The sequence below is a fragment of the Aeromicrobium sp. REDSEA-S32_B7 genome, from assembly GCF_001626145.1.
GTDB lineage: Bacteria > Actinomycetota > Actinomycetes > Propionibacteriales > Nocardioidaceae > Aeromicrobium > Aeromicrobium erythreum.
This window is the reverse complement of the sequence record NZ_LUNF01000066.1, coordinates 1-24,864: the sequence shown is the minus strand read 5'-3', so window position 1 is coordinate 24,864 and position 24,864 is coordinate 1. Positions and strand designations below refer to the sequence as shown.

At 72.8% G+C, this 24,864-nt stretch carries 21 protein-coding genes; 7 read left to right on the top strand and 14 right to left on the bottom strand.

The features are described 5' to 3' along the window. Positions 1–688, top strand: a 688-nt coding sequence (locus A6Q79_RS05255; protein WP_317696892.1) for a hypothetical protein, incomplete at its 5' end; no start/stop codon positions are given. Positions 689–760: 72 nt separating this feature from the next. Here the strand turns inward: A6Q79_RS05255 and A6Q79_RS05250 are convergent. The 3 genes from A6Q79_RS05250 to A6Q79_RS05240 are packed head-to-tail and all read right to left on the bottom strand — an operon-like array spanning position 761 to position 4,555. After that, on the bottom strand, positions 761–1,546 hold the full coding sequence (locus A6Q79_RS05250) for a hypothetical protein (RefSeq protein ID WP_067856082.1): 786 nt from the start codon (positions 1,544–1,546) through the stop codon (positions 761–763). Positions 1,547–1,605: 59 nt separating this feature from the next. Further along, a complete protein-coding gene (locus A6Q79_RS05245) occupies positions 1,606–3,930 on the bottom strand; it encodes an FdhF/YdeP family oxidoreductase (RefSeq protein ID WP_286690441.1) in 2,325 nt (774 codons plus the stop codon). 37 nt (positions 3,931–3,967) lie between these two features. Next, positions 3,968–4,555 (bottom strand): SRPBCC family protein, encoded by a 588-nt coding sequence (locus A6Q79_RS05240; RefSeq protein ID WP_083516301.1) that lies wholly within the window; start codon positions 4,553–4,555, stop codon positions 3,968–3,970. Between the two features lie 219 nt (positions 4,556–4,774). On the opposite strand from A6Q79_RS05240, the gene A6Q79_RS05235 reads away from it, so the two are divergent. Beyond that, positions 4,775–6,802 carry a hypothetical protein gene (locus tag A6Q79_RS05235; RefSeq protein ID WP_286690440.1) on the top strand — a complete coding sequence of 676 codons (2,028 nt, stop codon included), beginning with the start codon at positions 4,775–4,777 and terminating at the stop codon, positions 6,800–6,802. Here A6Q79_RS05235 and A6Q79_RS05230 read toward each other — a convergent pair. The 10 genes from A6Q79_RS05230 to A6Q79_RS05185 form a co-directional block, all read right to left on the bottom strand. Then, positions 6,784–7,989, bottom strand: coding sequence for an XdhC family protein (locus A6Q79_RS05230; protein WP_289017300.1), 1,206 nt, complete (start codon positions 7,987–7,989; stop codon positions 6,784–6,786). The two genes, A6Q79_RS05235 and A6Q79_RS05230, sit on opposite strands and share 19 nt — an antisense overlap. After that, positions 7,986–8,471 carry a (2Fe-2S)-binding protein gene (locus A6Q79_RS05225; protein ID WP_067856070.1) on the bottom strand — a complete coding sequence of 162 codons (486 nt, stop codon included), beginning with the start codon at positions 8,469–8,471 and terminating at the stop codon, positions 7,986–7,988. The genes A6Q79_RS05230 and A6Q79_RS05225 overlap by 4 nt, the downstream gene beginning before the upstream one ends. A gap of 10 nt (positions 8,472–8,481) precedes the next feature. Then, positions 8,482–10,812: a molybdopterin cofactor-binding domain-containing protein gene (locus tag A6Q79_RS05220; protein ID WP_067856067.1), complete on the bottom strand. Its 2,331-nt coding sequence runs from the start codon at positions 10,810–10,812 to the stop codon at positions 8,482–8,484. A gap of 108 nt (positions 10,813–10,920) precedes the next feature. Then, the gene (locus A6Q79_RS05215) at positions 10,921–11,490 is read right to left on the bottom strand and encodes a nucleotidyltransferase family protein (protein ID WP_286690397.1); all 570 of its coding nucleotides are present in this window, start codon (positions 11,488–11,490) and stop codon (positions 10,921–10,923) included. Positions 11,491–11,564: 74 nt separating this feature from the next. Beyond that, a complete protein-coding gene (locus tag A6Q79_RS05210) occupies positions 11,565–14,006 on the bottom strand; it encodes an MMPL family transporter (protein ID WP_289017298.1) in 2,442 nt (813 codons plus the stop codon). Between the two features lie 34 nt (positions 14,007–14,040). Then, on the bottom strand, positions 14,041–14,679 hold the full coding sequence (locus A6Q79_RS05205; protein ID WP_067856058.1) for a TetR/AcrR family transcriptional regulator: 639 nt from the start codon (positions 14,677–14,679) through the stop codon (positions 14,041–14,043). Between the two features lie 90 nt (positions 14,680–14,769). Next, positions 14,770–15,459: a DedA family protein gene (locus A6Q79_RS05200; RefSeq protein WP_286690399.1), complete on the bottom strand. Its 690-nt coding sequence runs from the start codon at positions 15,457–15,459 to the stop codon at positions 14,770–14,772. After that, positions 15,456–15,974, bottom strand: a complete 519-nt coding sequence (locus A6Q79_RS05195; RefSeq protein ID WP_067856053.1) for a GtrA family protein — start codon at positions 15,972–15,974, stop codon at positions 15,456–15,458. Before A6Q79_RS05195 ends, A6Q79_RS05200 begins: the two co-directional genes overlap by 4 nt. Beyond that, positions 15,971–16,717 (bottom strand): polyprenol monophosphomannose synthase, encoded by a 747-nt coding sequence (locus tag A6Q79_RS05190; protein ID WP_067856050.1) that lies wholly within the window; start codon positions 16,715–16,717, stop codon positions 15,971–15,973. The genes A6Q79_RS05195 and A6Q79_RS05190 overlap by 4 nt, the downstream gene beginning before the upstream one ends. Positions 16,718–16,731: 14 nt before the next feature. Further along, the gene (locus A6Q79_RS05185) at positions 16,732–18,174 is read right to left on the bottom strand and encodes a hypothetical protein (RefSeq protein ID WP_317696870.1); all 1,443 of its coding nucleotides are present in this window, start codon (positions 18,172–18,174) and stop codon (positions 16,732–16,734) included. Between the two features lie 91 nt (positions 18,175–18,265). On the opposite strand from A6Q79_RS05185, the gene A6Q79_RS05180 reads away from it, so the two are divergent. Genes A6Q79_RS05180 through A6Q79_RS05160 form a run of 5 tightly spaced genes read left to right on the top strand, consistent with a single transcriptional unit; the run spans position 18,266 to position 22,348 of the window. Then, the gene (locus A6Q79_RS05180; RefSeq protein ID WP_286690401.1) at positions 18,266–18,928 is read left to right on the top strand and encodes a response regulator transcription factor; all 663 of its coding nucleotides are present in this window, start codon (positions 18,266–18,268) and stop codon (positions 18,926–18,928) included. Continuing rightward, positions 18,925–20,235: a HAMP domain-containing sensor histidine kinase gene (locus A6Q79_RS05175; protein WP_317696867.1), complete on the top strand. Its 1,311-nt coding sequence runs from the start codon at positions 18,925–18,927 to the stop codon at positions 20,233–20,235. The genes A6Q79_RS05180 and A6Q79_RS05175 overlap by 4 nt, the downstream gene beginning before the upstream one ends. A gap of 41 nt (positions 20,236–20,276) precedes the next feature. Further along, entirely contained in the window at positions 20,277–20,675 is a 399-nt protein-coding gene (locus A6Q79_RS05170) for a hypothetical protein (RefSeq protein ID WP_067856039.1), read from the top strand. A gap of 1 nt (position 20,676) precedes the next feature. Next, a complete protein-coding gene (locus tag A6Q79_RS05165) occupies positions 20,677–21,894 on the top strand; it encodes a glutathionylspermidine synthase family protein (RefSeq protein WP_067856035.1) in 1,218 nt (405 codons plus the stop codon). A gap of 34 nt (positions 21,895–21,928) precedes the next feature. Further along, positions 21,929–22,348: a DUF350 domain-containing protein gene (locus A6Q79_RS05160; RefSeq protein ID WP_067856032.1), complete on the top strand. Its 420-nt coding sequence runs from the start codon at positions 21,929–21,931 to the stop codon at positions 22,346–22,348. A 192-nt stretch (positions 22,349–22,540) separates the two neighbouring features. Here the strand turns inward: A6Q79_RS05160 and A6Q79_RS05155 are convergent. Further along, positions 22,541–24,864 (bottom strand): Ig-like domain repeat protein (locus tag A6Q79_RS05155; protein ID WP_317696863.1); only part of this gene is annotated, 2,324 nt, incomplete at its 5' end.

Sequence of the window (24,864 nt, the reverse complement as noted above, 5' to 3'; positions counted from 1 at the left end):
CCCTCAGTCGAACGACGAGACCTCGGGCTACTACTTCGACGGCGACGACACCGCAGGTCGCACGACCTGGGACCCCGCGCAGGCGAACCTGGTGACGGTCGAGGGCACGGGCACGAGCGCCCTGGCCGACCAGTACTACGGCCCGGTCGAGGGTGACACGTTCGACAGTGCACCCGCCCCGACCGTCACGGGCAAGGCCGCCGTCGGCTCGCGCCTGGCGTCGGACACGGCCGGTGACGCCACCCCCGGCCAGGACGGCATCGCCTACCAGTGGCTCCGCAACGGCAAGCCCATCAGCGGCGCCACCGAGACGGGCTACACGGTCGTCGCGGCCGACGCCGGCACGGTCCTGACCGTCCGGTACACCTGGCGCAAGGAGGGCTACGTCGATGTCGTCACGGCCTCCCGCGACGTCAAGATCGGCGCGTCCAACCTGGCCAAGCCGACGATCTCGGGCACGCCTGCGGTCGGCAGGACGCTGAAGGCCGCCCGCGGCACGTGGGCTGGCACGGGCTGGACCTACGGCTACCAGTGGTACCGCGGAGACGCGGCCATCAAGGGCGCCACGGCGTCGACCTACACGCCCACGCGGAGCGACCGCTCCAAGACGCTGACCGTGCGGGTCACCGCTCGCAAGACCGGGTTCGCGAGTGCCACCGCCGCGAGCGCGGGCACGAAGGTCCGCTGACCGCAGCAGGCACGTCGAGGCCGTCCGTCCCCTCGGGGTCGGGCGGCCTCGCCGCGTCGGGCCGGACCGGTGTCAGGCGCGGCGCCGCGCGAGGAGCGCGGCTGCCGTCAGGACGATCGCGACCCCAGCCACGGCGGAGGCGGCGAGCACCGAGGTCGTGCCGTCGGCACGGCCCGTGACCGCGATGCCGAGCATCGCCCACGCCCCGGCAGCGGCGTACGCCACGTTCCCGCCCGTGCGGACCAGCACCGCGAGCAGCGTCACCGCCGCCACCGCGAGCACGCCCAGCTGCCAGCCGACGGACTGCGCCGACACGACCTCGAGGTCGACGAGCGCGGTCGAGAGGTTGAGGAAGAACGCGGCAGTGACCCAGCCTGCGAAGAGGCCGACCGCCGCGCGCGTCAGCACCGCGAACCAGCCGGGCTCGGACGAGGAGCCCCTCGTCGTCAGCCCCACGGTGAGCACGGCGTCGACCGCAGCGACCAGCATGAGGAGCAGCGCGAGCGCGGTCGCGATGCTGCTGTCGAGGGCGGCCAGCAGGATCCACAGCGCCCCGCCCAGGTAGAGGACGACGAAGTCGACCTGCAGACGTCGCGGCACCGCACCGGGGCCGCGGACCAGCGTGGCCACGGCCTGGACGATCGCCAACGTGTAGATGACGCCCCAGATCGAGAACGCCCAGCCGACGGGCGTGATCAGCAGCTCCGGCCCCGAGCCCTGGGCGGGCGACGCACCCGGACCACTGATCGTGACGACGGGCGCCACCACCTCGAGCACCGACGCGACGAGCACCGCCCACGCGAGTCCCTGGGTGCCGGTCCGGGCCGCTGCGTGCGTGCTGCGCGTCGTCGTCGCCATGCCTCGAACGTACCGACGATCTGCGGGTCCGGCCCGCCGAGACGGCACGCGGGCGCGGGTCAGGTCGTGGCTCCCTCCGGCGCGCGGTCCGGGCGCGAGCCCACCTTCTCCAGCCGCACCACCACGTCCTTGTAGGTCGGCTGGTTGCTCGTCTCGGCGACGCTGTCGAGCGGGACGAGCACGTTGGTCTCGGGGTAGTAGGCCGCGGCTCCTCCGCGCGGTGTCGGGTAGGCCACCACCGTGAACCCCGACGCGCGACGGTCCACGCCGTCGTCCCAGACCCCCACGACGTCGACGGTGTCGCCGTCGGACAGGCCGAGGTCGAGCAGGTCGTCGCGGTTCACCATCACCACCTGGCGGCTGCCGTGGATGCCGCGGTAGCGGTCGTCGTCGGTGTAGGGGACGGTGTTCCACTGGTCGTGCGAGCGCAGGGTCTGGAGCACCAGGTGGCCGGCGGGCGCGCGCGTCGCGCGACCGCGGTTGGTGGTGAACCGTGCCGCGCCCGTCTCCGTCGGGAAGACACCCTCGTTCACCGGGTTCGGCAGGGTGAAGCCACCCGGGCGCGTCACGCGCCGGTCGTAGTCGTGGAAGCCTGGGACGATGCGGGAGATGCGGTCGCGCACGTGCCCGTAGTCGGCCTCGAAGTCGGTCCACGGGATCGCCTGGGAGCCGTCGAGCGTGGCCCGCGCGAGGCGGCACACGATGGCGACCTCGCTCAGCAGGTGCGGCGACGCGGGCGTGAGCCGTCCTCTCGTGGTGTGGACCTGGCTCATCGAGTCCTCGACGGTCAGGAACTGGGGACCGCTGTCCTGGACATCGAGCTCGGTGCGGCCGAGCGCCGGCAGGATCAGCGCGGTCTCCCCGCACACCGCGTGGGAGCGGTTGAGCTTGGTCGAGACCTGCACGGTCAACCGGCACCGGCGCAGGGCGGCCTCGGTGGCCTCGCTGTCGGGCGCCGCGCGCACGAAGTTGCCGGCCAGGCCGAAGAAGACGCTCACCTCGCCGTCGCGCATCGCGCGGATCGTCCCGACGGCGTCGCGACCGTGCTCGCGCGGCGGCTCGAAGCCGAACTCGTCGCGCAGGGAGTCGAGGAACGCGTCGGGCATCTGCTCCCAGATGCCCATCGTGCGGTCGCCCTGCACGTTGCTGTGCCCCCGGACCGGGCACGGGCCCGTGCCCGGGCGACCCACGTTGCCGCGCAGGAGCAGGAAGTTCACGATCTCGCGGATCGTCGGGACGGCGTGCCGCTGCTGGGTCAGCCCCATGGCCCAGCAGACCACGACGCGGTCGCTCTGCAGCACGTCCTCGTGCACGGCACCGATCTCGTCCAGCGTCAGGCCGGTCTCCTCGAGCACCTCCGCCAGGTCGACGCCCCGCACGTGCTCGGCGAACGCGTCGAAGCCGTCGGTGCTCGACTCGATGAAGTCACGGTCCAGCACCGTGCCCGGTGCCTTGTCCTCGGCCTCCAGCAGCATCCGGTTGAGCGCCTGGAACAGCGCGAGGTCGCCACCGGGACGCACCTGCAGGAGCCGGTCGGCGATCTCGGTCCCCCGGCCCACCACGCCGCGCGGCTTCTGCGGGTTCTTGAACCGGCGCAGGCCCGCCTCGGGCAGCGGGTTGACGGCGACGATCCGCGCGCCGTTGAGCTTGGCGGTCTCCAGCGCCGACAGCTGTCGCGGGTGGTTCGACCCAGGGTTCTGGCCGACGAGGAAGATCAGGTCGGCGTTCTCGAGGTCGAGCAGGCTCACCGAGCCCTTGCCGGTGCCGAGCGTCTCGTGCAGCGCGAAGCCGCTCGACTCGTGGCACATGTTGCTGCAGTCGGGCAGGTTGTTCGTCCCGTACGCCCGCGCGAACAGCTGGAAGAGGAACGCCGCCTCGTTGCTCACGCGTCCCGACGTGTAGAAGGACGCCTGGTCGGGCGAGTCGAGCGACCTCAGCTCGTCGGCCACGAGGGCGAACGCCTCGTTCCAGCCGATCGGCTCGTAGTGGTCGGTGCCCGGTCGCTTGACCATGGGCTCGGTCAGGCGACCCTGCTGGTTGAGCCACCGGTCCGATCGGGACGCGAGATCGTCGACCGGGTGGGCGCGGAAGAACTCGGACGTCACCCGACGCCGCGTCGCCTCGTCGTTGACGTGCTTCGCGCCGTTCTCGCAGTACTCGTTGCGCGAACGGTGCCCGACCTCCGGGTCGGGCCAGGCGCACCCCGGGCAGTCGATGCCGTCGACCTGGTTCATGGTGAGCAGGGTGCGGGCCGTTCGGGGAACGGTGGTCTGCTCCAGCGAGTACTCCAGCGCGTGCCTGACCGCCGGCACGCCGGCTGCCCAGGCGCTGGGCTCGTCGACCGTCAGGCCCGTGGTCTCGTCGTCGTGCGGTGCGTCGTCCATGGTGTTCCTCTCGACGTGCTGGTCGGGCGGCTCGGGCTCAGCCGTGCACCCATCCCGGGTGGGCCGGCGGCTCCTTCTCGACGTGCTCGACCCGACCGCGGTGGATGGTGCCGCGCCAGGCCTCGCCGACGTCGCCCACGGTCTCCACGAACGTCCGGAAGCGGTCCAGCTCGGCGCTGACGATCGGTCGCAGCAGGGCCTCGGCCGCTCGTCGGGGCACGACGGGCGGGCACGGCACGCGGAGGGTCAGGGTGACGACGCACGTGTCGGGACCGGTGGCACGGAACGTCGCCTCGCCCTCGTGGACGACGCGGCTCCCGAGCGTGTGCCACGCGACGAGGGTGTCGGGATGCTGCTCCACCACCTCGGCGTGGAACTCGTGGCGCAGCGGTCCGAGCCGGACGAACCAGCGCGTCACGGCCGGACGGACCTGCTCGACCCGGTGCACGTGGCGCGCGAAGCGCGGGAAGCTCTCGTACTGCGTCCACCGGTCGTAGGCGGTGCGTACCGGCACGCGCAGGTGTCGCTCCTCGTCCACGGTCCCCGGGCCCCGGTGGCCCCACGGCCTAGGCGCACGCACGACGCCCTCCTGGTCCCCTCGGGGCTCGGGTGCAGCGCATGTCATCCTCCGGTCGGGTCGGCGTCGACACCCCGGGCGTACCCGCCGCGTCGGCGTCCATGCACTTCCCGCCGATGAACGCAGCCCCATCGACGTGGCGGCTGGTGCCGCAGGGAGCACGTCGGGGCTCGGTGCAGGTCGGGGAGGAATTCCGGGCGAAACCCGGACACCCCGGGTGCGCCACCCCTAGAGTTCAGACGTCTTGCTCAAACATCCAGGGGAACTGTGAAGAACACACGGCTGTCCGTCCTCGCCCTGCTCGTGGTCGCTCTCGTCCTCGGCCTCGCGCCAGCCGCGTCCGCAGCCGACGAGCCGCGCCTGCCGGACTTCGTCGGTGGATCGACCGACGCCCCCGGCGTGGAGGTCCGCATCGAGCGCTCGACCACCGGCCAGACCGACGGGCCCTTCGAGACCGCCGCCACGACGACCACGGACGCGTCGGGACGCTACCGCGTCACGCTCGCGGAAGGCCTCTACCGCGCGACCTTCAACGCCCAGCCGAACGGCTCCGCCGAGTCGAGGCTTCGCGGCAGCGCGACCTACCGGTCGGACTCCTGGTCGGGCGGGGAACCCTACTTCTCCGTCCGCCCCGACTACCGCGGTGGCCCCTGGTCCCAGGAGCTCGAGACGACCTACCTGCCCTCCCGGACGGGCAGGCTGAAGGGTCAGATCACGTCGATCTGCCAGGATGCGCGCCCTCACGGCCGCAGCGAGGTCTACGCCGCTGACGACGCCGACCCGGCCCGGGCAGGCAGCTTCGCCTTCTACGACGCCACCGGCTACGACGTCACCGGCTTCGAGGAGCCCACGAAGGTGCTCGTGCGGGCTGACGGCTACATGCCCAGCTGGGTGGGTGGCGACGACTTCGCGTCGGCCACGCCCTTCACCCTGCCGACGACCGGCGCGACCCCCACGGCCGACACCCAGGGCCCCGACGTCACGTTGGAGCCGGCGTTCGAGGACGGAGTCACGTCGACCGTGCGGGGAACGGTGGTCAATCGGAGCTACGACGGGGTCTCGGGCCTGGAGGTGCGCCTCTACCGCTCGGTCACCGACACGCCCGAGGGACCCTGGGTCCTCGAGGCGACCCGGACCTCTGGATCGGGCCGCGGCGCCGGGTCCTTCACCGCCCCCGTCCCCCAAGGCCTGTACCGCGCGACGGTCAACGAGATTCCCGACGGCTCGCCGGCCTCGCGCACCTACCTGCCGCGGGCCTGGCGCCACTGGAGCGCGCCGAAGCTCCAGGGGACGGGAGTCGAGGACGCCACCAACATCTGCGTCAACCGGGACACGGTCGAGCTGGGGGCACAGACCGTCGAGCCCGCCGGCGGGACCTTCGCCGGGCGCGTGACCGACCGTCGCGGCGAGGCGCTGAGCTGGGTCGAGGTGGCGCTCTACGCCGACGACGCCACCGATGGCGACCCCATCCGCACCACCCGGACCGACGGGTTCGGCCGGTGGGAGATGCCCGCCATCAGTGGCGCTGCGAAGCTGCGTTTCACGCCCGGGAAGACCTACGTCAACGGGCAGCAGCTCGTCGTCCACCGCACGGCGTGGAGCGGCGGCGCCTCCGACGCCGACTCCGCACAGACCGTCTCGGCCGAGCGCGGCTCGACGACGTCCGTCGACGTCCGGCTCCTGGACGCCCCGCTCGTCGTCCAGAAGAACCCGACCGTCCCGCCCCGGCCCCTGGCCGGGTCGAGGGTGACGGCCAACCCTGGGTACTCCACGGTCAGCGCCGCCACGCAGCGCTACCAGTGGCAGCGCTACGACGGACGTCGCTGGACGACGATCTCCGGCGCGACCCGGCGGGCGTACCACCCCACCGCGTCCGACGTGGGACACCAGCTGCGCGTCCAGGTCACCCACGTGCCGCCCCGCTCCTACGAGGGCGTCGCGCCCGTGACCGTGGCGTCGCGCGGATCGAGCACCATCGTGCGCACCAAGGCCCACGTGCGCGCGAGCGCGAAGGTGAAGGGCAGCAGGAGCTTCGACGTCTCGGCGAGGATCACGCTCGGGGGGACACCGCGACCCACTGGCACCGCCTACGTGCAGTGGATCGCCCTCCGCCCCAAGGGTGACTACCTGTACCCCTCGGGGAAGACCTACGAGCGTCGCGTCCGCTACTCACGAGGAGCGCTGCGCACCACTCTCCGCACGCCGCGCTCGGGGTACTGGGCGTACGCGGTGATCGTCCCTGGGACCAAGACCGTCATCGAGCACTACGACGACCACTACGTGCGGCTCAGGTAGGCGTCGTCGACGCCTCGACCGCCGGCGGAGCCGGACCGACGGTGGATCGGCCCGTCGGTGTCGCCGAGCCCGCGTCCGGTGCCGCCACAACGGACGGCGACGACCTCGGCGAGGATGCTGATGGCCGTCTCCTCCGGCGTGCGCGCGCCCAGGTCGAGGCCGAGCGGCGAGTGCAGCCGGTCGAGCTCCTCGCTCGTCAGGCCGGCGGCGCGCAGCTGCTCGAGTCGCTCCCGGTGGGTGCGCCGCGAGCCCATCGCCCCGACGTAGGCGACGGGGAGGCGCAGCGCGCGGGTCAGCGTCGGCACGTCGAAGCGGGCGTCGTGGGTGAGCACGCACACCACCGTCCGAGCGTCGATCCGACCGGCGGCCACCTCGGCGTCCAGGTAGCGGTGCGGCCAGTCGACGACCACGCGGTGGGCGTCAGGGAACCGGTCGGCGGTCGTGAAGGCGGGCCGGGCGTCGCAGACGGTGACGTCGTAGCCGAGGAAGCGTCCAGCCCCAGCCAGGGCGCGCGCGAAGTCGACGGCGCCGAGGACCACGAGTCGCGGCGGCGGCGTCCACGTCTGCACGAACGCCCGCACACCGGACGCGAGCGGCGAGCCGTCGGGTCCGCAGTGCACGACACCGGTGGCACCGCTCGCCAGCATGGCCTGGGCACGCTCCTGCAGCGCCCGCCGCAGGCCGGTCGCGCCGCTCGCCGGCGTCGCTGCGTCAGGACGGACCGCCTCAGCAGGAGCTGCGTCGACGGTCGCGCCGTCGACGACCAGCCGCTCCCCCACCCGCCGCCGGTCCGGGTGCTCCAGCACCGTCACGACCGCGACGGCGCCTCCGGTGGCGACCCGCGCCGCCACGTCGGCCAACCCGTCGTCGGGCCCGACGCGCTGGATGAGCACCTCGATGCGTCCGCCGCACGTGAGCCCGACGTCGAACAGGTCGTCGGCCGCGAAGCCGAACGTGCGCAGCGTCGGCTCGCCCGACGCCAGCGTGGCCTCGGCGAGGTCGACGACCGCTGCCTCCACGCAGCCGCCCGACACCGATCCGGCGATGCGGCCGTCGGTCGCGACCACCATCGCCGCGCCCGCCTGGCGCGGCGCGGAGCCCGACGTGCCGACGACCGTGGCCAGCGCGACGGGCGAGTCCTGCACCCAGCGAGCGGCGCTCGCGAGGGCGGCGTCGGCGACCGTCACCGGCGCATCAGCCTCTCGCCCGTGCGGACCGCCTCGCGGATCCGCGTGTAGGTGCCGCAGCGGCACACGTTGCGGATCGCGTCGAGGTCGGCGTCGGTGATGGCCCGACCCTCACGTTGCACTCGCTTGACGAGCGCCACCGCGGTCATGATCTGGCCGGGCTGGCAGTAGCCGCACTGCGCGACGTCGTGCTCGAGCCAGGCCTCCTGCATCGGGTGCAGGTCGTCTCCGGGCACGGTGTCCGCCAGACCCTCGATGGTCGTGACCTTGTCGGTGGGCCGGATCTTCTCGACCGGCACCGCGCACGGGTTGAAGGCCTTGCCGTTCAGGTGCGACGTGCACGCCTTGCAGACGTTGATGCCGCACCCGTACTTCGGGCCGGTGACGCCGAGGACGTCACGCAGCACCCACAGGAGGCGCACGCCCTTCTCGACGTCGACGGTGACCTTCTCGCCGTTGAGCTGGAAGCTGTACTTGGGCATGTCGGGCTCCTCAGGAGACGAAGGTCAGGCCGTTGGTCGGCGAGGCCGGCACGGGCGGGACGAAGGACTTGGGCGTGAAGTGCAGGGGTTGACGGAAGTTGACGGGGAACTCGGTCGGCATGGTGCCGGTGGCCCGCGCGTAGGCGCAGGCCACGGCGGCAGCCGACGCGGCGACGCCGGCCTCGCCGATGCCGCCCGGCTCGGTGCTCTCGGACTCCATCACCTCGCACCGGAACTCCAGCGGCGTGTTCCACTGACGGGTGTAGGCCGAGTTGTCCCAGCTCGCCTCGAGGAAGTGACCGTCGACGAGGTGGTTGCTGTAGGTCAGGACCTGCGCCATCCCGTCGCTGAACCCGCCCATCATCTGCGCCTCGATGCCGAGCGGGTTGATGGCGAGGCCGCAGTCGACGACCACGGTCGCGCGGAGCACGCGCGGACCGGTCACGGCGTCGCGCACCTTGCGGTTCACCGTGGCCGGACGGCAGTCGAGCTCGACCACCACCGCGGTCGCCCCCTTGTACTCCTTGTGGATGGCGATGCCCTGGGCGACGCCCTTCGGCAGCTTGCGCCCCCACTCGCCGAGCTCGGCGGCACGGTCGAGCACGCGACGGACGACGCCGCTCTTGGTGAACGTCCTGCGGAACTCGACCGGGTCGGTCCGGAAGCGGGCGGCGAGCTGGTCGACGATCAGCTCGTTCGCGACCCTGACGTCGGGTGAGTAGATGTTGCGCACCGAGCTGGTGTTGAACCGGCTCTGGTCGTAGTTCGACTCGTTGAGCAGCTGGGTCACGACGCCGAAGTTGTAGGGCAGCTCCTGCGTCAGCAGGAACACCGTCTCGGAGAAGCCGAGGTTGCCCAGTCCCGACGGCAGCGACGCGACCTCGGCGGTGATGCGCTCGCCCAGCCCGTGCGTGAAGTCGCAGGAGACCGACGTGTGCCGCTGCTCGAAGGTCGCGACCGTGTCGCCGAGGACCGTGGCGCGGATGCGCGACGTCGCCATCGGGTGCACGCGACCCTGGCGCGGCTCGTCGGCCCGGTGCCACATGAGCTTGACCGGGACCCCGAAGGCCTTCGAGACCTGCGCGGCCTCGATGGCGCCGTCGCTGAAGAGCTTGCGCCCGAACGAGCCGCCCCCGGTGACCACGTTCACCTCGACCTTCGACTGCGGCAGGCCGAGCAGCTTGGCGATCTTCGACTGGGCGTCGATCGGCGACTTCAGACCGCTCCAGATCCGCGCGGAGTCCTTGCGCACGTCGGCGACCGCGCAGTTCGGCTCGAGGGCCGACCCGCTGCGGAAGTGGAAGGTGAACGAGCCCTCGACGGTGGTCGCCCCCAGCGCGGGCACCGCCAGCGGCAGCTCGGCCGCCTTCAGCTCGCGGGTGACGTCATCGGCCTTCTTGCCGGGCACGGTCCCCTCGGACCACTGGACGTCGAGCGCGCGGACCGCGTCGATGCACTGGCCGAACGTGCGGGCGCGGACGGCGACGCCGGTGGGCACCATGCCCACGTGCGTCACGCCCGGCATCGCTCTGACCTTCGCGGCGTTGCGGACCTTGACGGGCTTGCCGTTGAGGGCGGGCGCGCGGCACACCATCGTCGGGAGCGCGTTCTTGACCTTGAGGTCCATGGCGAACGTCTTGCGGCCCGTCACCGCGTCGAGCGCGTCGATCCGGCGCTGCGGCGTGCCCACGACCTTGCGCTCGCGCGACTCGTCGAGGGTCACCTCGACCTCCCGCGTGCGCGAGGTGTCGACCTTCTGGGCGGCCTGCCCGTAGGTGACCGACGAGCCGAGCGCGTCGAGGATCGTGCCGCCCTTCGTCGTCAGGCTGGTCACCTGGGCGCCCAGCATGATCGCCGCCGCCTCGAGCAGCGACTGCCGTGCGACGGCGGCGGCCACGCGGATCGGCGTGTACGTCGAGATCGTGGTGTTCGAGCCGCCGGTGAGCTGGTTGAACAGCAGCTCCGGGCGCGCCGGGGCCAGTGTCACGTGCACGCGGTCAAGCGGGAGGTCGAGCTCCTCGGCGAGGATCATGGCCGTCGACGTCGTGATGCCCTGCCCCACCTCCATGCGCGGGAGCGCGAAGTGGGCGTCGCCGCGACGGTCGATGCGGACGGCGACGAGGTTCGACGTCGGGAGCGCGCACTGCGTCAGGAAGTCGTTGAGGTCGTAGGCCTCAGGGATCTGCGGGACCGACGGCAGCACCACGGCGGCCGACGCGGGCGAGGCACCGAGGCCGAGGTCGGCGGCGACCAGCAGACCGGCACCGCCGATCACGTAGCCGAGGAAGGTCCGGCGGGTGGGAGCAGGAGCGGGCAGGGCGGAGTCAGGTGGGATGGGCACTGCAGCACACTTTCGTCGGGGCTGAGGGGATGGACGAAGTGGGGGATGCGCAGCACTGTGTCACGGGTCACGCGGTGGTGCAGACGAACTAGTCCGGTCGGACCATCCTCAGGTGCCCTCGACGGAGGTGTCGCGGTCCTCTCCGGACGCGAGGTCGTCGCACGCGACTGCGGTGGCAGATGCGGCGCTCAGGTACGCATGTGCGCCCCGGTCTCCCACCAGCGTCGCCGCACATGCGGACCAGTGGTCGCGCCCCATCAGCACGGGGTGACCGGGGCGGGAGAAAAATTCTGCGCGGGCGAGCGCGTCGGGCGCCGAACCCTGCGCCGCGACCCGCGCGACGACGTCGGAGCCGACGTCGGGCAGGTCGACGAGATGGATCATCACGGCGTCGGCCGAGGTCGCGGCGACGGCACGCAGCCCAGCGCGCAGCGACGCCGACATGCCCTCGGACCAGTCGTCCGCGACGACGACGCGCGCGTCGGGCGGGACGAGGGCGCGTGCCGTGTCGGCCTCCGCGCCCAGGACCACGTGCACGGGATCACACCCGCCCTCGCGAAGCACCCGGACGGCGCGCGCGACCCACGGCTCGCCGTCCGCGTCGACCACCGTGGCCTTCGGCCGACCGAGTCGTCGCCCGGCCCCGGCCCCGAGCACCAGTCCGTGCAGCTCACCCACGCGCGCCTCCTCCTCTCCCCTGAGTGTGACGTTTGCGGGGCGAGAACGCTGATTCCGCCCCGCAAACGTCACGCTCAGCGGGGGTGGGCGTCCTCCGGGTGTGCGTGCGCCGGGTCGGGGTGGGAGCGCTCGAGCGCGGCACCCTCGACGTCCATGTCGGGCAGGATGCGGTCGAGCCAGCGCGGCATCCACCAGGCCGACTCCCCCAGCAGGTGCATGACGGCCGGGACGAGCAGGATGCGCACGACGAACGCGTCGACCAGCACGCCGAAGGCCAGCCCGAAGCCGACGGACTTGATCATCCCGGAGTCGGCGAAGATGAACCCCGCGAAGACGGACACCATGATGAGCGCCGCGGCGATGACGACCGACCGGCCCGCGTGGAACCCCCGCTGCACCGCCACCCGCGCCGGCGCGCCGTGCGCGTGCGCCTCACGCATCCCTGACACGAGGAACAGCTGGTAGTCCATCGCCAGCCCGAACAGCACGCCGATGAGGATGACCGGCAGGAAGCTCAGCACCGGGCCGGGGTCGTGCACGCCGAACACCGAGCCGATCCAGCCCCACTGGAAGATCGCGGTGAGCCCGCCGAACGTCGCGAGCAGCGACAGCACGAAGCCCAGCGTCGCGGTGAGCGGTACCAGGATCGACCGGAACACCAGCACGAGGATCAGCAACGACAGCCCCACGACGACCGCGAGGTAGACCGGCAGCGCGTCGGAGAGCTGCGCGCTGACGTCGATGTTGCCCGACGTCGCGCCGGCGACACCGAACGACGCCACGCCGTCCGCGCGCAGGTCGCGGACGTCGCGGACGAGCTGCTCGGTCGCCTCGTCGGACGGTCCGGTCTTCGGCACCACCTGGAACGCGAGGAGCATCTTGTCCTCCGACGCGCCGACGGGCGCCACGGCGGTGACGTCGCCCTGGTCGCGCAGCAGCTCGCCGAGACGCAGCTGCTCCGACGTCAGCGTGGCGTCGGTGACCGGGTCGTCGAGCGTCGCCACGACGAGCAGCGGGCCGTTCGCGCCGGGCCCGAACGCCCGCTCGACCGTGCTGTACGACTGGTAGACGACCGAGTCCTCAGGCTCCGACGTGGCCGAGTTGAGGCCGAGCCGCATCGAGAGCGCGGGGATCGCCACGACGAGCAGCACGACGACGGTCCCCACGACGGTGAGCCACGCGCGGACGGTGCTCATCGGGCGGTCGGCGGGCAGGTGCGCACCCTCGGGCTGCGGCGCCTGACCGCGCTCCTTGCGGGTCAGGGCACGACGGCCGAGCAGACCGAGCATCGCGGGCGTCAGCGTGATGGCGACGAGGATCGCGACGAACACGCAGATCGCGCCGACCGTGCCCATGACGCCGAGGAACCCGATCCCGACGACGTTGAGCGCGAGCAGGGCGATCAGCACGGTGCTGCCGGCGAACACGACCGCGTTGCCCGACGTCCCGTTGGCGAGGCCGATCGACTCGTGCACGTCCATGCCGCGCGCGAGCTGCTTGCGGTGCCGGTTGATGATGAAGAGCGAGTAGTCGATGCCGACCGCCAGGCCGAGCATCACGCCGAGGGCCGGGCTGACCGACAGCATCTCGACGGCCCCGGACAGCGAGAGGCTGGCCAGGACGCCGACGCCGACGCCGAGCAGCGCGTTCAGCAGCGGCAGGCCCGCCGTCACGAACGTCCCGAGCATCACCACGAGGACGATCGCGGCCACGACGAGGCCGACGGCCTCGCCCGGCCCGAAGACGTTCGGGATCTCCTGGGAGATCTCGGCGGACGGCAGCACCTCGACGCCGTCGACCGGGTCGTCGGTGAGCGCGGCCAGCACGTCCTCTCGGACCTCCGGCGTCACCTCGACGAGCTCGTCCGTGAACTGCACCTGCGCGAGGGCGGTGGTCCCGTCCTCCGAGACCTGCCGCAGACCCTCACTGAGCTTCAGCAGTGCCGCGCCGTCGTCGAGCGTGCGACCCTGCGCCTCGAGCTCCTCGCGACCCTGCGCGAGCTCCTCCTCCTGGGCGGCGAGCTGCTGGCGCTGCACCTGCGACACCGAGGGCGCGGCCTCGAGCTGCTGTCGCGCCGCGGCGAGCTGCCGCTCTCCTGCCTCCAGGCGCTCGCGTCCCTGCTCGAGCTGTCGTCGGCCGTCCTCCAGCTTCTGGACCTGCGCGGCGGCCTGCTGCTCGACGGCGAACGGGTCGACCGTGCCCGCGACACCGTCGACGCCGTCGACCTTCTTCAGCACGGCCGCGATGCCGGCCCGCTGCGCGTCGGAGAGCGCCTTGCCGTCCTCGCTGCGGAAGATCACCGTCGCGCTGCCGCCGCTCGCGTCGGGGAACCGGTCCGCGAGCTGGTCTGCCACGCGCTGCGTGGGCGTGTCGGGGATGGTGACGGTCGACGTCAGCGCGCCGCCGAAGAGCGCGAAGGCGCCGGCAGCGAGGGCGAGGACCGCCACCCAGGCGGCCAGCACGGTCCAGGCGCGGCGGGCCGCGAAGCGACCGAGTCGGTAGAGCAACGATGCCATGGTGGTCTCTCTCGGGTCTCGAGCTGACAGGTGGTCAGGCCCTGGCGTGGCGGTAGCCGCGCCCGAGCTGGTCGGTCATGCGGACGACGAGCGACGTCCACAGCGCACGGGAGTCGTCGTCGACGACGCCCCGGGTCTCCTCGCACCAGCGCTGGGCGACGAAGGCGGTCCCGTTCATCAGCGAGGTGACGAGCAGCTCGCGGCCGAAGGTGTCCGTGGTGTCCCCGGGCTCGAGCGCGGTGGCGAGCAGCAGGTCGCGCAGGCGGTGGAAGGCGTCGTCGATGACGTGGCCGTAGCGCCGCGGCAGCGTGTCGTCGACGCTGAGCACCGACCACAGGAACGACATCTGCGGCGTCAGGTCGGTCTGCTCGAAGACGGCGGACATGCGGGCGAAGGTGCTGTCGAGGGTGTCGTCGCCCTCGACGCGACGCGCCGCGGACTCGAGCGCGTCGACGGCCTCGCCGATGCTGCGGGCCAGCACCTCGGTGACGACCGCCTCGAGCGTGGCGAAGTGGTTGAACACCGTCCGTCGCGACACGCCGGCGCGTTCGGCGAGGGCCTCGGTGCTGAGCTGCACCGATCGCGTCTCCGCCACCAGGTCGGCGGCAGCGGCGAGGATCGCCTCGCGGTGCTGCTCACCGCGCTGCTGGCGGCGGTCGACGTTCTCGGTCACCCTTCCAGACTAGGCAGGTCGTTGCACTGAGTGCATCTTCTGTCGATGTCGCCGTGGTCACATGGTGGCGACCGCCGGCGGCGTCTCCGGCTACGCCGCCTCAGCGCTCTCGGCCGGCCCGGAGGACGCAGCGGGCTCGGCGGACTCCGGAGGCTCGGGGGTCTGCGCAGCACGCGCCCGCGTCCGTCGCATGCGCAGCAGCTCGATGCCGAGCGGGACCACGGAGAGACCGGCGAAGCCGATGGTGATGACCTCCACGTGCTGGGCGACCAGCGGGATGTCGCCGAACAACGCGCCGAGCGCCACCATCCCACTCCCCCACAGCACGGCGCCGACGACGTTGTACGCCGTGAACCGACCACGAGGCATGCGGGCCACGCCGGCCACCGTGGGCGTGAAGGTGCGGATGATCGGGATGAAGCGTCCGATGATGACCGCCGCGTTGCCCCGACGCTCGAAGAAGTCGTGCGCCCGGTCGACGTACTCGGGCCGCAGGAACCGTGAGGTCTCCCGCCGGAAGACGGCCGGCCCGTACCGGCGACCGATGAGGTACCCGAGCTGGTCGCCGGCGGCGGCCGCCAGCACGACCCCGATCATCACCAGCCAGATCGGCACCCCCACGACGTGGGACGTCACGAGCGCGCCGGACAGGAACAGCAGGGAGTCCCCGGGCAGGACGAAGCCGAGCAGCAGGCCCGTCTCGGCGAAGACGACGAGCATGACGACGAGCACCGCGGCCGGCCCGAGGGTCAGCAGGAGCGGGGTGAAGACGGCGGTCATGAGGCGATCGTCCCCGGCTCCACCTGACTGCCACCTGACTGCGCCCTGCCGCCCGTTCCACCGTGGAGGACACCCTCACCGACCGCCTCGGGTCCGGCGTCCTCGCGGAACACCAGCAGCCGGTAGGTCCAGAACCGGAAGACGGTCCCGAGCAGCAGGCCGACACCGTTCGCGCTCACGTTGTCGGCCAGCCGCGACGTGAGGTGCAGGAGGTCGTGCGAGACCAGCAGGCACACCACCGAGAAGCCGAGGCCCACGACGTTCAGCAGCACGAACCACGCGACCTCACGGCGTCCCCACCGTCGTCCCGACCACGTCAGGGCGGCGTTGCCTGCGAACGTCACGATCATGGCGATGCCGACGGCGAGCACCCGGGCGACGCTCGGGTCCCACGACCGGAACGGCGGCAGGACGAGCAGCTCGTTGAACGCGACGACGTCGACGACGTAGCCGGAGCCGCCGACCACGAGGAAGGTCAGCACCTCACGGGTCAGCAGCCGTCGCAGCAGCGTCATGCGGCGCCGACCTCGACCCGGCGTCGTGGGGCGAGGGCGTGGCGCAGCTCCTCGCGGCGCCACACGAGCGGGAGCCGCAGCGCCTCGAGCGCGATGCTCGTCGACATCTTCGACGCCCCGGCCGTGCGCTCGGTGAAGACGATCGGCAGCTCGCGGACCCGCAGTCCGGCGCGCTCCGCCCGCCACGTGTTCTCCACCTGGAAGCTGTAGCCCTCCGACCGCGAGGTGAGCGCCCCGACCGCGACGAGCGCCTCGGCCCGGAAGGCCTTGAAGCCGGCCGTGCAGTCGTGGACGTGCAGCCCGAGCACGGCGCGCACGTAGACGTTGCCCGCCCGCGACAGCAGGCGCCGCCGCCAGGGCCACCCGCGTGACCCGCCTCCCGGCACGTACCGGGAGCCGACGGCCACGTCGACGTCGCGCAGGGCGTCGAGCAGCGCCGGGACGCGCTCCGGCGGGTGCGACAGGTCGGCGTCCATCTGCACGATGCCCTCGTAGCCGTGCTGCAGCGCCCACTGGAAGCCCGCACGGTACGCGGCGCCGAGGCCGTCCTTGCCCGAGCGCTCCAGGAGGTGCACGTGCGGTCCGAAGCGCGGGTGGGCGCGCACCACGTCGGCCGTGCCGTCGGGACTGGCGTCGTCGACGACCAGCACGTCGGCGTCCGGCGCGGTCGCGGCCAGGGCGTCGAGGAGCACGACGATGCTGTCGCGCTCCTCGTAGGTCGGGACGATGACGATGTTCCTCATGGGTCCTCCTCGGGTCAGCCGCAGTCGGCGGCGGGGACGGGACGGGCGAGCCCGTCGCGCAGGTAGACGGTCGAGCCGCACACGTCGGCGACGCGGCGGTAGCGGCGGTGCAGCACGGCGGTGGCGTCGTGGGTGTGCAGGCCCCAGGAGTGCAGGCTGCGTCCGGTGACGACCCAGGTCGGCGCGCGCGGCCCGGCGAGCACCGCCGTGAAGCCGGTCAGGTCGGGGTCGAGGGTCTTCGTGGGCAGGCTCCACAGGGACGGGTAGGGCGACGTCAGCCCGCTGCCCTGCACGACGCCCGGGTGGCCCCAGGCCACGACGAGGGAGTCGGCCCCGACCGAGGCGGCACCGATGGCCTGCCCGACCCGCTGGTCGCGGGTGAGGTCGTCGGCGCGGGCGGACATGACCGTCGCGCTCAGCACTGCCGGCACGAGGCAGCTCGCCGCGGCGACCGTCGCGAGACGGGGTCGGGCCGTGGAGACCAGCCCGACGCCCACGGCGAGGGGCAGGGCCAGCTGCACGAGGTAGTGCGTCCAGAAGTTGCCGCCGATGGCGATCGAGACCGCCGCCCACCCCGCCCCCGCCAGGGCGGGCACGACGCCTCCGACCACGGCGGCTCCCAGCAGGTGCAGACCTCGCGCGTGCGCGGCGACGCCTCGCGACGACGCCAGCGCAGCCCCGGCGGCCACGCGGAACGGGTACATGGCGTACCAGACGCCACCCGGCGACGTGCCGTGCAGCGCGGCCCACCCGAGCACGACCGCGCTCACGGCGACGCCACCGGCGGCCGCCCCGGCGAGGGCGACGAGCAGGGTGCGCGGACGCAGGGTCCGCGTGACCGCAGCGAGCGCGACCACGCCCGCTGCCACGACGAGCACGTCGACCATGTTCTGCTTCACGAGCAGCGCGGCCACGAGCCCGGCCCCGGCCAGCCCCCCGCCGAGCAGGTGGTCGCGGCTTCGCATGCCGCGCCACGCGAGCACGACGCCGAGGACGCCGAGCGCGGTGAAGGGCGCTGCCAGGAGCTCGCCGTTCACCTCGTAGGCGCCGGCGGCGGGCGAGGCGAGCAGGGCCCCCGCGACGACGCCCGTCCAGGCCGCCGCGGTCGCCGAGCCGGTCGCGCGGCGCACGGCGGCACCGACCGTGACGACGGCGACGAGGACGGCCAGCGCACCCACGACGCGGAGCCCGACGGCGCCGCCGAGCCCGTCGGCCAGCTGGTACAGCGTGATCAGCAGCGGCGGGCGGTCGACCCAGTAGTGCCCGTAGAGCGACGTCCCGGGACTCCACTGTCCCGCGACCGCCAGGAACCCCGCCTCGTCGGACCCGAGGCCGCGGTCGGCCCAGGTCATCCGCAGCAGCGCCGCGAGCACCCCTGCGGCGCACGGCACCCACGCGACCCCGGGCAGGGTCGTCGCCACGCCACGCACACGGGTCGTGCCGGTGATGCTGGTCATGGCGCCACGCTAGGAGCGGCTACCTGTACGCCACCTGAACGTCGCTGCTCGATCACGCCGCGCTCACCCGGACGTCGGGCAGGATGAGGCCGTGGCCAGGATCGGCGTGTGCGAGGACGACGCGTCGGTGCGGCGCGTCCTCGTCGAGGGGCTGCGGCTCTCGTCGCACGACGTGGTGCTGGCGCGCACGGGACGCGAGGCGATGGAGCTGTTCGGCGCCGACGCGGAGCTCGACGCGCTCGTCCTCGACATCGGCCTGCCCGACGCCGACGGCCGTGACGTCTGCCAGGCGCTGCGGGCCGGCGGGCAGCACGCGCCGGTGCTGTTCCTGACGGCGCTCGACGCCGTGCACGACCGCGTGTCGGGGTTCCACGCGGGAGGCGACGACTACGTGCCGAAGCCGTTCTCGATCAGCGAGGTGCTGGTGCGTCTCGACGCCCTCATGCGCCGTTCGCGCAGCGCGCCGGCCGAGGCCACCGGGCTCGTCCTCGACCCCGAGCGCTTCTCGGTCCGCTCCCCCGGCGGTGAGCAGCGGTTGACGCCGACCGAGTTCAGGATGCTGGCGGCCATCGCCGCCCGACCGGGCGAGGTCGTGCGGCGACGCGCCGTGGTCGCGGCCGGCTGGCCCGACGGCGCGATCGTGCACGAGAACACCATCGACACCTACGTGCGCCGCCTGCGCGTGAAGCTCGAGGCCATCGACGCCCCGGTGACCCTCGAGACCGTGCGCGGGGTCGGGTTCGTGCTCCGATGAGCCGCTCGCCCGGGGTGCGCGGACGACTCGTGCTCACGACGGCGCTCATCACGACGGGCGCGATGGCGCTCATGCTCGTGGTGGTGCTGCTCGCCGCGAACCAGCTCATGGCGTCGCAGGTGCAGACCGCGCTCGACGACCGCATCGACACCGTGGCCGCGTCGCTCGCAGCACGCCAGGGACGGGTCGAGGTGCCCGACGTGGGGGCCGACACCGTCCTCGACGGCGTCTGGGTCTTCGACGCCTCCGGCGTGCAGGTGTCGGGCCCCGACGCCAGCGCCCGGACGACCGCGGTGGTCGACGGTCTGGCCGAAGTGCGTCAGGCGACGACGCTCAAGCGCGGCGAGCGGCTGTTCCGGGCCCGACCGGTCGCCGTCCCCGGACCTGACGACCTCACCGCCGTCGTCGTGGCCACCGAGTCGCTCGACGTCTACGAGGCGAGCCGCGACATCCTGCTCGGGGCGCTCGGCGTGGCGGCGCTGCTCGTGGTGGCGGGGACCGCCGCTACGACGGCGTGGACCGTGTCGCGCACGCTGCGCCGCGTCGGCGAGATGACCGAGTCCGCCGACGAGTGGAGCGCGCACGACCTCGAGGCCCGCTTCGACCTCACGGGCGACGACGAGCTGGCCCGGCTCGGCCGGACGCTGGACCGCCTGCTCGACCGCGTGGCGCAGGCGATCCGCGCCGAGCAGCGCCTGACCGGGGAGCTGGCGCACGAGCTGCGCACCCCGTTGACCGCGCTGCGCGGCGAGGCCGAGCTGGCACTGCTCGGGACACCGCCACCCGACGTCCGGGAGCGTTTCGTCCGGGTGCTCGAGCAGGTCGATCGGCTGAACGGCACGATCACCGCGCTGCTGGAGGTGGCGCGCCACTCCACCGGGTCGCCACGCCAGGCCGACGTCGGCGAGGTGGTCGCCGCGCTCGTCGCCGCGCGACCTCCCGCGGACGTCCGGACCGACGTCGCCGCTGCGGCCGGGCTGCACGGGGCGGCCGCCGCCGAGCTCGTCGAGCGGATCGTCGGACCCGTCGTCGACAACGCCGTGCGGCACGCCCGCACGCGGGTCGAGGTCGTGGTGCGCCGTCGCGCGGGCCGGGTCGTCGTCGAGGTGAGCGACGACGGGGCCGGCCTCGACGCTGCGCACGGCGAGGACGTGTTCCGCGCCGGCTTCCGACGCAGCGACGACACGGAGGGCGCCGGCCTCGGCCTTCCCCTCGCGCGTCGGGTCGCGGCGACCGTGGGAGGCACCGTGAGCGTGACGTCGGCGCACGACCCGACGACGTTCACCATCGACCTGCCGCCTGCCTGATTGGACGGGCGCACAGGATCGACCTTCGCTACGGTGCTCGCGTGGACGACGACAGGAAGCGCTCCGCCATCGTGGGCGTCGGGGCCGTGGCGCTGGCCGTGACCGCGATCGTGGCCATCTCGAACGACGGCGGCGCCGACAACCGCGCTGTGTGCGTGGACCGGTCCACCGACACCCGCGTCTCCGACGAGCGCTGCGACGACGACTCCTCGATCGAGGGCGGCTCGTCCGACAGCGGCGGTGGCTCGTCCGGCGGTGGCGGCTACGGCTGGTACTACATCCCGGCGGGCCGCACGGCGCCCGGCGTCGGCGAGAAGACCTCAGGCCAGGGCTCGTACACGCCGCCTCCGTCGTCGGTGAAGCGCGGAGGCGTGGCCTACGACGGCGGCGAGGTGACCCGAGGCGGGTTCTTCTCCGGCAAGAGCTCGTTCGGCGGCTGACGTGCGACGACTCGCGTCAGAGCCACGGCCCGACTGGCTCGCGAAGGTCGAGGGCGAGGGACTCACGTACGCCGTCGACCGCGCCGAGGACGGCGAGCAGCTGCCCTACTGGGACGAGTCGGCCTGCTACGTGCTGAGCGAGGCCGAGGTCGACCACCTCGAGCGCGTGACCGGCGACCTGCACGCGATGGCGGTGGAGGCCGCCGGCCGGATGGTCACCGATCCGAGCGTCGTCGAGCGCCTCGGTCTGCCGCCCGGGTCGGGCGAGCTGCTGGCGCGGTCCTTGCACGACCCCGACGAGATCTCGATCTACGGCCGCTTCGACCTCGCGTGGGACGGCACGGGCGAGCCCCGGCTGCTGGAGTACAACGCCGACACGCCCGCCGGGCTCGTCGAGGCGGCGGTCTGCCAGTGGACGTGGCTGGAGGAGACGCACCCGGACCGCGACCAGTGGAACATGCTGCACGAGCACCTGGTGAAGCGCTGGGGCGAGCTGCGCTCGCAGGGCGTCGACGTGGTGCACTTCGCCGTCGGGCAGCAGGAGCCGACCGAGGACTGGGTGACGGTCGCGTACCTGCGTGACACGGCGCAGGAGGCGGGCGTGCAGACGCTCGGCGTGACCGTCGAGGACATCGGCTGGCACCACGACCGCGAGATCTTCCTCGACCCCGAGGACGTGGAGATGCGCTACTGCTTCGCCATGTACCCGACGGAGTGGATGCTCGACTCGATCTTCGGGCAGCACCTGATCGCCGGGCGAGGCACGACGCGCTGGATCGAGCCGCCGTGGAAGCTGCTGCTGGGCTCGAAGGCGCTGCTGCCGGTGCTGTGGGACATGTTCCCCGGCCACCCGAACCTGCTCCCGTCCTACTTCGACGCGCCCTACGCGATGCGCCGCTACGTCACGAAGCCGCTGTTCGGCTGGGAGGGCGACGGCGTGGAGGTCCACGGCGAGGGGATCGCCGAGTCCGTCCCCCGCTCGCACACGGAGGGCCAGCAGGTGGTCTACCAGCAGTACGTCGACCTGCCCGACTTCGACGGCCACCACCCCGTGCTCGGGACGTGGGTGATCGGGGGCCGTGCCGCGGGTCTCGGCATCCGCGAGTCACGCGAGCGGATCACCACCACCCGCGCACGCTTCGTCCCGCACCTGATGGACACGCCCCGCTCGTCGCCCGACCAGGTCGCGTCCTGGCTCGCCGACACCGACCACCGCTGACCTCAGCCCCCACCACCCATCCGAGGAGACCTCCATGGACCTGCTGACCTCCGTCGGCTACGCGCTCGCCTACGCCGTCGTCGGCATCGTCGTGCTGGGCGTCGGCTACGGCGTGCTCGACCTGCTCACGCCCGGGCACCTCGGCCGGCACATCATGGCCGGCTCGATGAACGCGGCTCTCGTCGCCGCCTCCGGGATCCTCGGCCTGGGCCTGGTGGTCTACACCGCGATCTGGCACCACGCCGACGCCTCCTTCGGCGAGGCCCTCGGCTACACGATCGTGTTCGGGCTGTTCGGCGTCGTCGTGCAGGCGGTCGCGTTCCGCCTCGTCGACATCGTCATGCCCGACGACCTCGCCGCCACCGCGATGGAGACGACCTTCCACCCCGCGACCCTCGTCCCGGCCGCCACCCAGATCGCGGTGTCGCTGGTCGTGGTCGCCAGCATCGCCTGAGCGCTTCCCGCCCGCCGGCGCCTGCCCCCCTCGCGGTAGATCAGACGCGTCATCGGCCCTGGCGGTAGGTGACGCGCCCCACGCGGGCCCTGAAGGGCGCGAGACCTACCACCGACCCGGCCAGGGCGCGCAGGACGGCGACGGGCCCGCCCGTGAAGTTCACGGACGGGCCCGACTCCGGGTGTGACTGGTTCAGCGCTGCGCACGCACCGGGATGGTGTGCAGGGTCGAGCCCGTCTTGACGCCGAGCACCCAGTGACCCTTGCGGCTCATGCCGCGGTCCATCCGCACCGGCAGCGAGAAGCGGTTCAGGCCCGCCTGCTTGCCGGCCCGCACGAGGTAGCTGCCCGACGCGGTCGGACGGCTGCCACGCGGTGCAGCGTTGTAGTACTGCGGCCGGGCCGTGCCGGAGGTCAGGGCGACCACCTGGTACGTCTGGCCGTCACGCACCTGCCACGCGCCGTCGCGGAACGTGGCGCCCGCGACGTAGAACTTCGCAACGCGGTAGGTCACCGACGCGGTGCTCGTGTTGCCCGCCCGGTCGGTGGCGCGGGCGGTGACGGTCACCTTCTCGCCCGAGACCTTCCGGCTGGTGCGGCACGACGCGATGCCCGAGAGGGCGTCGCGGCTCGTGCACGTGGCACGGGGCGCCTGGCCGGCGTAGACCCGACCCTTCGACACGCCCTTGACCGCGACCCGCGGAGCCGTGCGGTCGACGTTGATGCCCGCGACCGTGACGGTCGTGGCTCCGCCGTCGGCCGCCATCACCGTGCGCGTGACCGACTGGCCCGCACCGTTGCGGCCGAGGGTGACGGGCGCCGGGCAGCTGCCGACCAGCGCGCCGCTCGTCGGCGCGCACTGGAAGGAGACGGTCACGGGCGTGCGGTACCAGCCGCTCGCCGACTTCTTGACCGCGCTGGTGACCTTGGCCGTGACGACCGGGTCCTGACGTGCCGTCGAGTCCGACGAGCCGACGAAGTCGGCGTCACCGGCGTAGGCCGCCGCGACGGCCCGCTCCTTGCCGGCCTCGACCCAGTACGCGAGCGTCGCGACACCGTCGACGACGGGTGCGGTGCCGACCGTCTCGCCGTCGACCGAGAAGGTCACGGTGCCGGTCGGCGCGCCGGCGCCGGGAGCCGTGGGCTGCACGGCAGCGGAGAGCGTGTCACGGGCGACCGTGAGCGTGGTCGACGTCGCGGCCTGCGCGACGGTGACCGTCTGGCTCGTCGAGGCCGCGGCGTAGCGGCCGTTGCCCTCCTGGTCGGCGTCGACGACGCAGGCGCCCGGGTGCTCGAAGGTCACCGTGGAGCCGTCGATGGCGCAGACGCCGGCCGAGGCCTCGTCGACGGAGAGGACGACGGGCTGTCCGGAGTCGCCGGCGGAGGTGGTGACCGCGTAGGTCTGGCCGACCACCGCGTTGGCGGGGGCCTCGGACGTGATGGCGACGGTCTGCGTCGCGAGCGACACCGTGACGGTGACGTCCTGCGTGCTCGACAGCTTCCCGTTCGACGCCTCGACCGTGACCGGGTAGGAGTCGGCGGAGCCGTCGGCGGGCGTGCCCGCGAGGGTGCCGGTGCCGTCGCCGTTGTCGACGAACGTCAGACCAGCGGGCAGGTCGCCGGCCACGGTCAGCGCCGTGTCGGACGGGAACCCGGCGACGGTGGTGACGGTGAACGACCCGGCCTCGCCGACCGTGAACCCGGCGGCGGTGGGGCTGGTGATCCCGGGCGCCTCGTCGACGGTCAGCTCGAGCGTCTGCGTGGCGTCGGGCTCGTTGCCGTTGCTCGCCTTGAGCTCGACGTCGTGGAGGCCGCCGGTGCCGGCGGCCGGGGTGCCGGCCAGCGTGGCCGTGCCGTCGCCGTTGTCGGTGAGCGTGAGGCCGCTGGGCAGCTCGGACGTCGCCGAGATCGTCGCCGCGGGCTTGCCCTTGGTCGTGATGGTGAAGCTTCCCTCGACACCGGCCGTGAACGACGCCGTCGCGTCGCTGGTGAAGCTGGGGGCCTTGACGACGGGCGTGATGGATGCGTTGAGCGCGTTGGCGAGCAGGCGCGTGCCGTCGGTGGACGCGTCCCAGAAGTCTCCGCGGGCGTCGCTCGACGGCGGGAAGAAGTTCAGGAAGATCGACTTCTCGCCGCGGACCACGAGCGGCTCGCCGGAGCTCCAGTGCGCGACGACCGTCGAGCCGTCCCTCGGCGTCGCCGGGTCGTTGCGGTAGCTGCTGCTCCCGCCGTTGAAGGAGGTGACCCCCGCGAGCAGCGGGTCGTCGGCATCGTCGGCGACGAGGGTCAGGCCCGACCCGCCGCTCTGCGAGCCCGGGATGACGGCAAGGTAGCCCTCGGCGGCGAACCGGCCACCGATCTTCAGCCCGGAGTCGTCGTAGCCCGCGAACGTGGCGACCACGACGGTGCCACCCTGGTCGGCGTAGTCGGCGAGGACGTCGCCGAGGGCGTCGGGCTCGCGGAAGTTGCAGTCGTTCCAGACGAGGAGCGCGTCGTACTGCTCGAGCTGGGCCAACG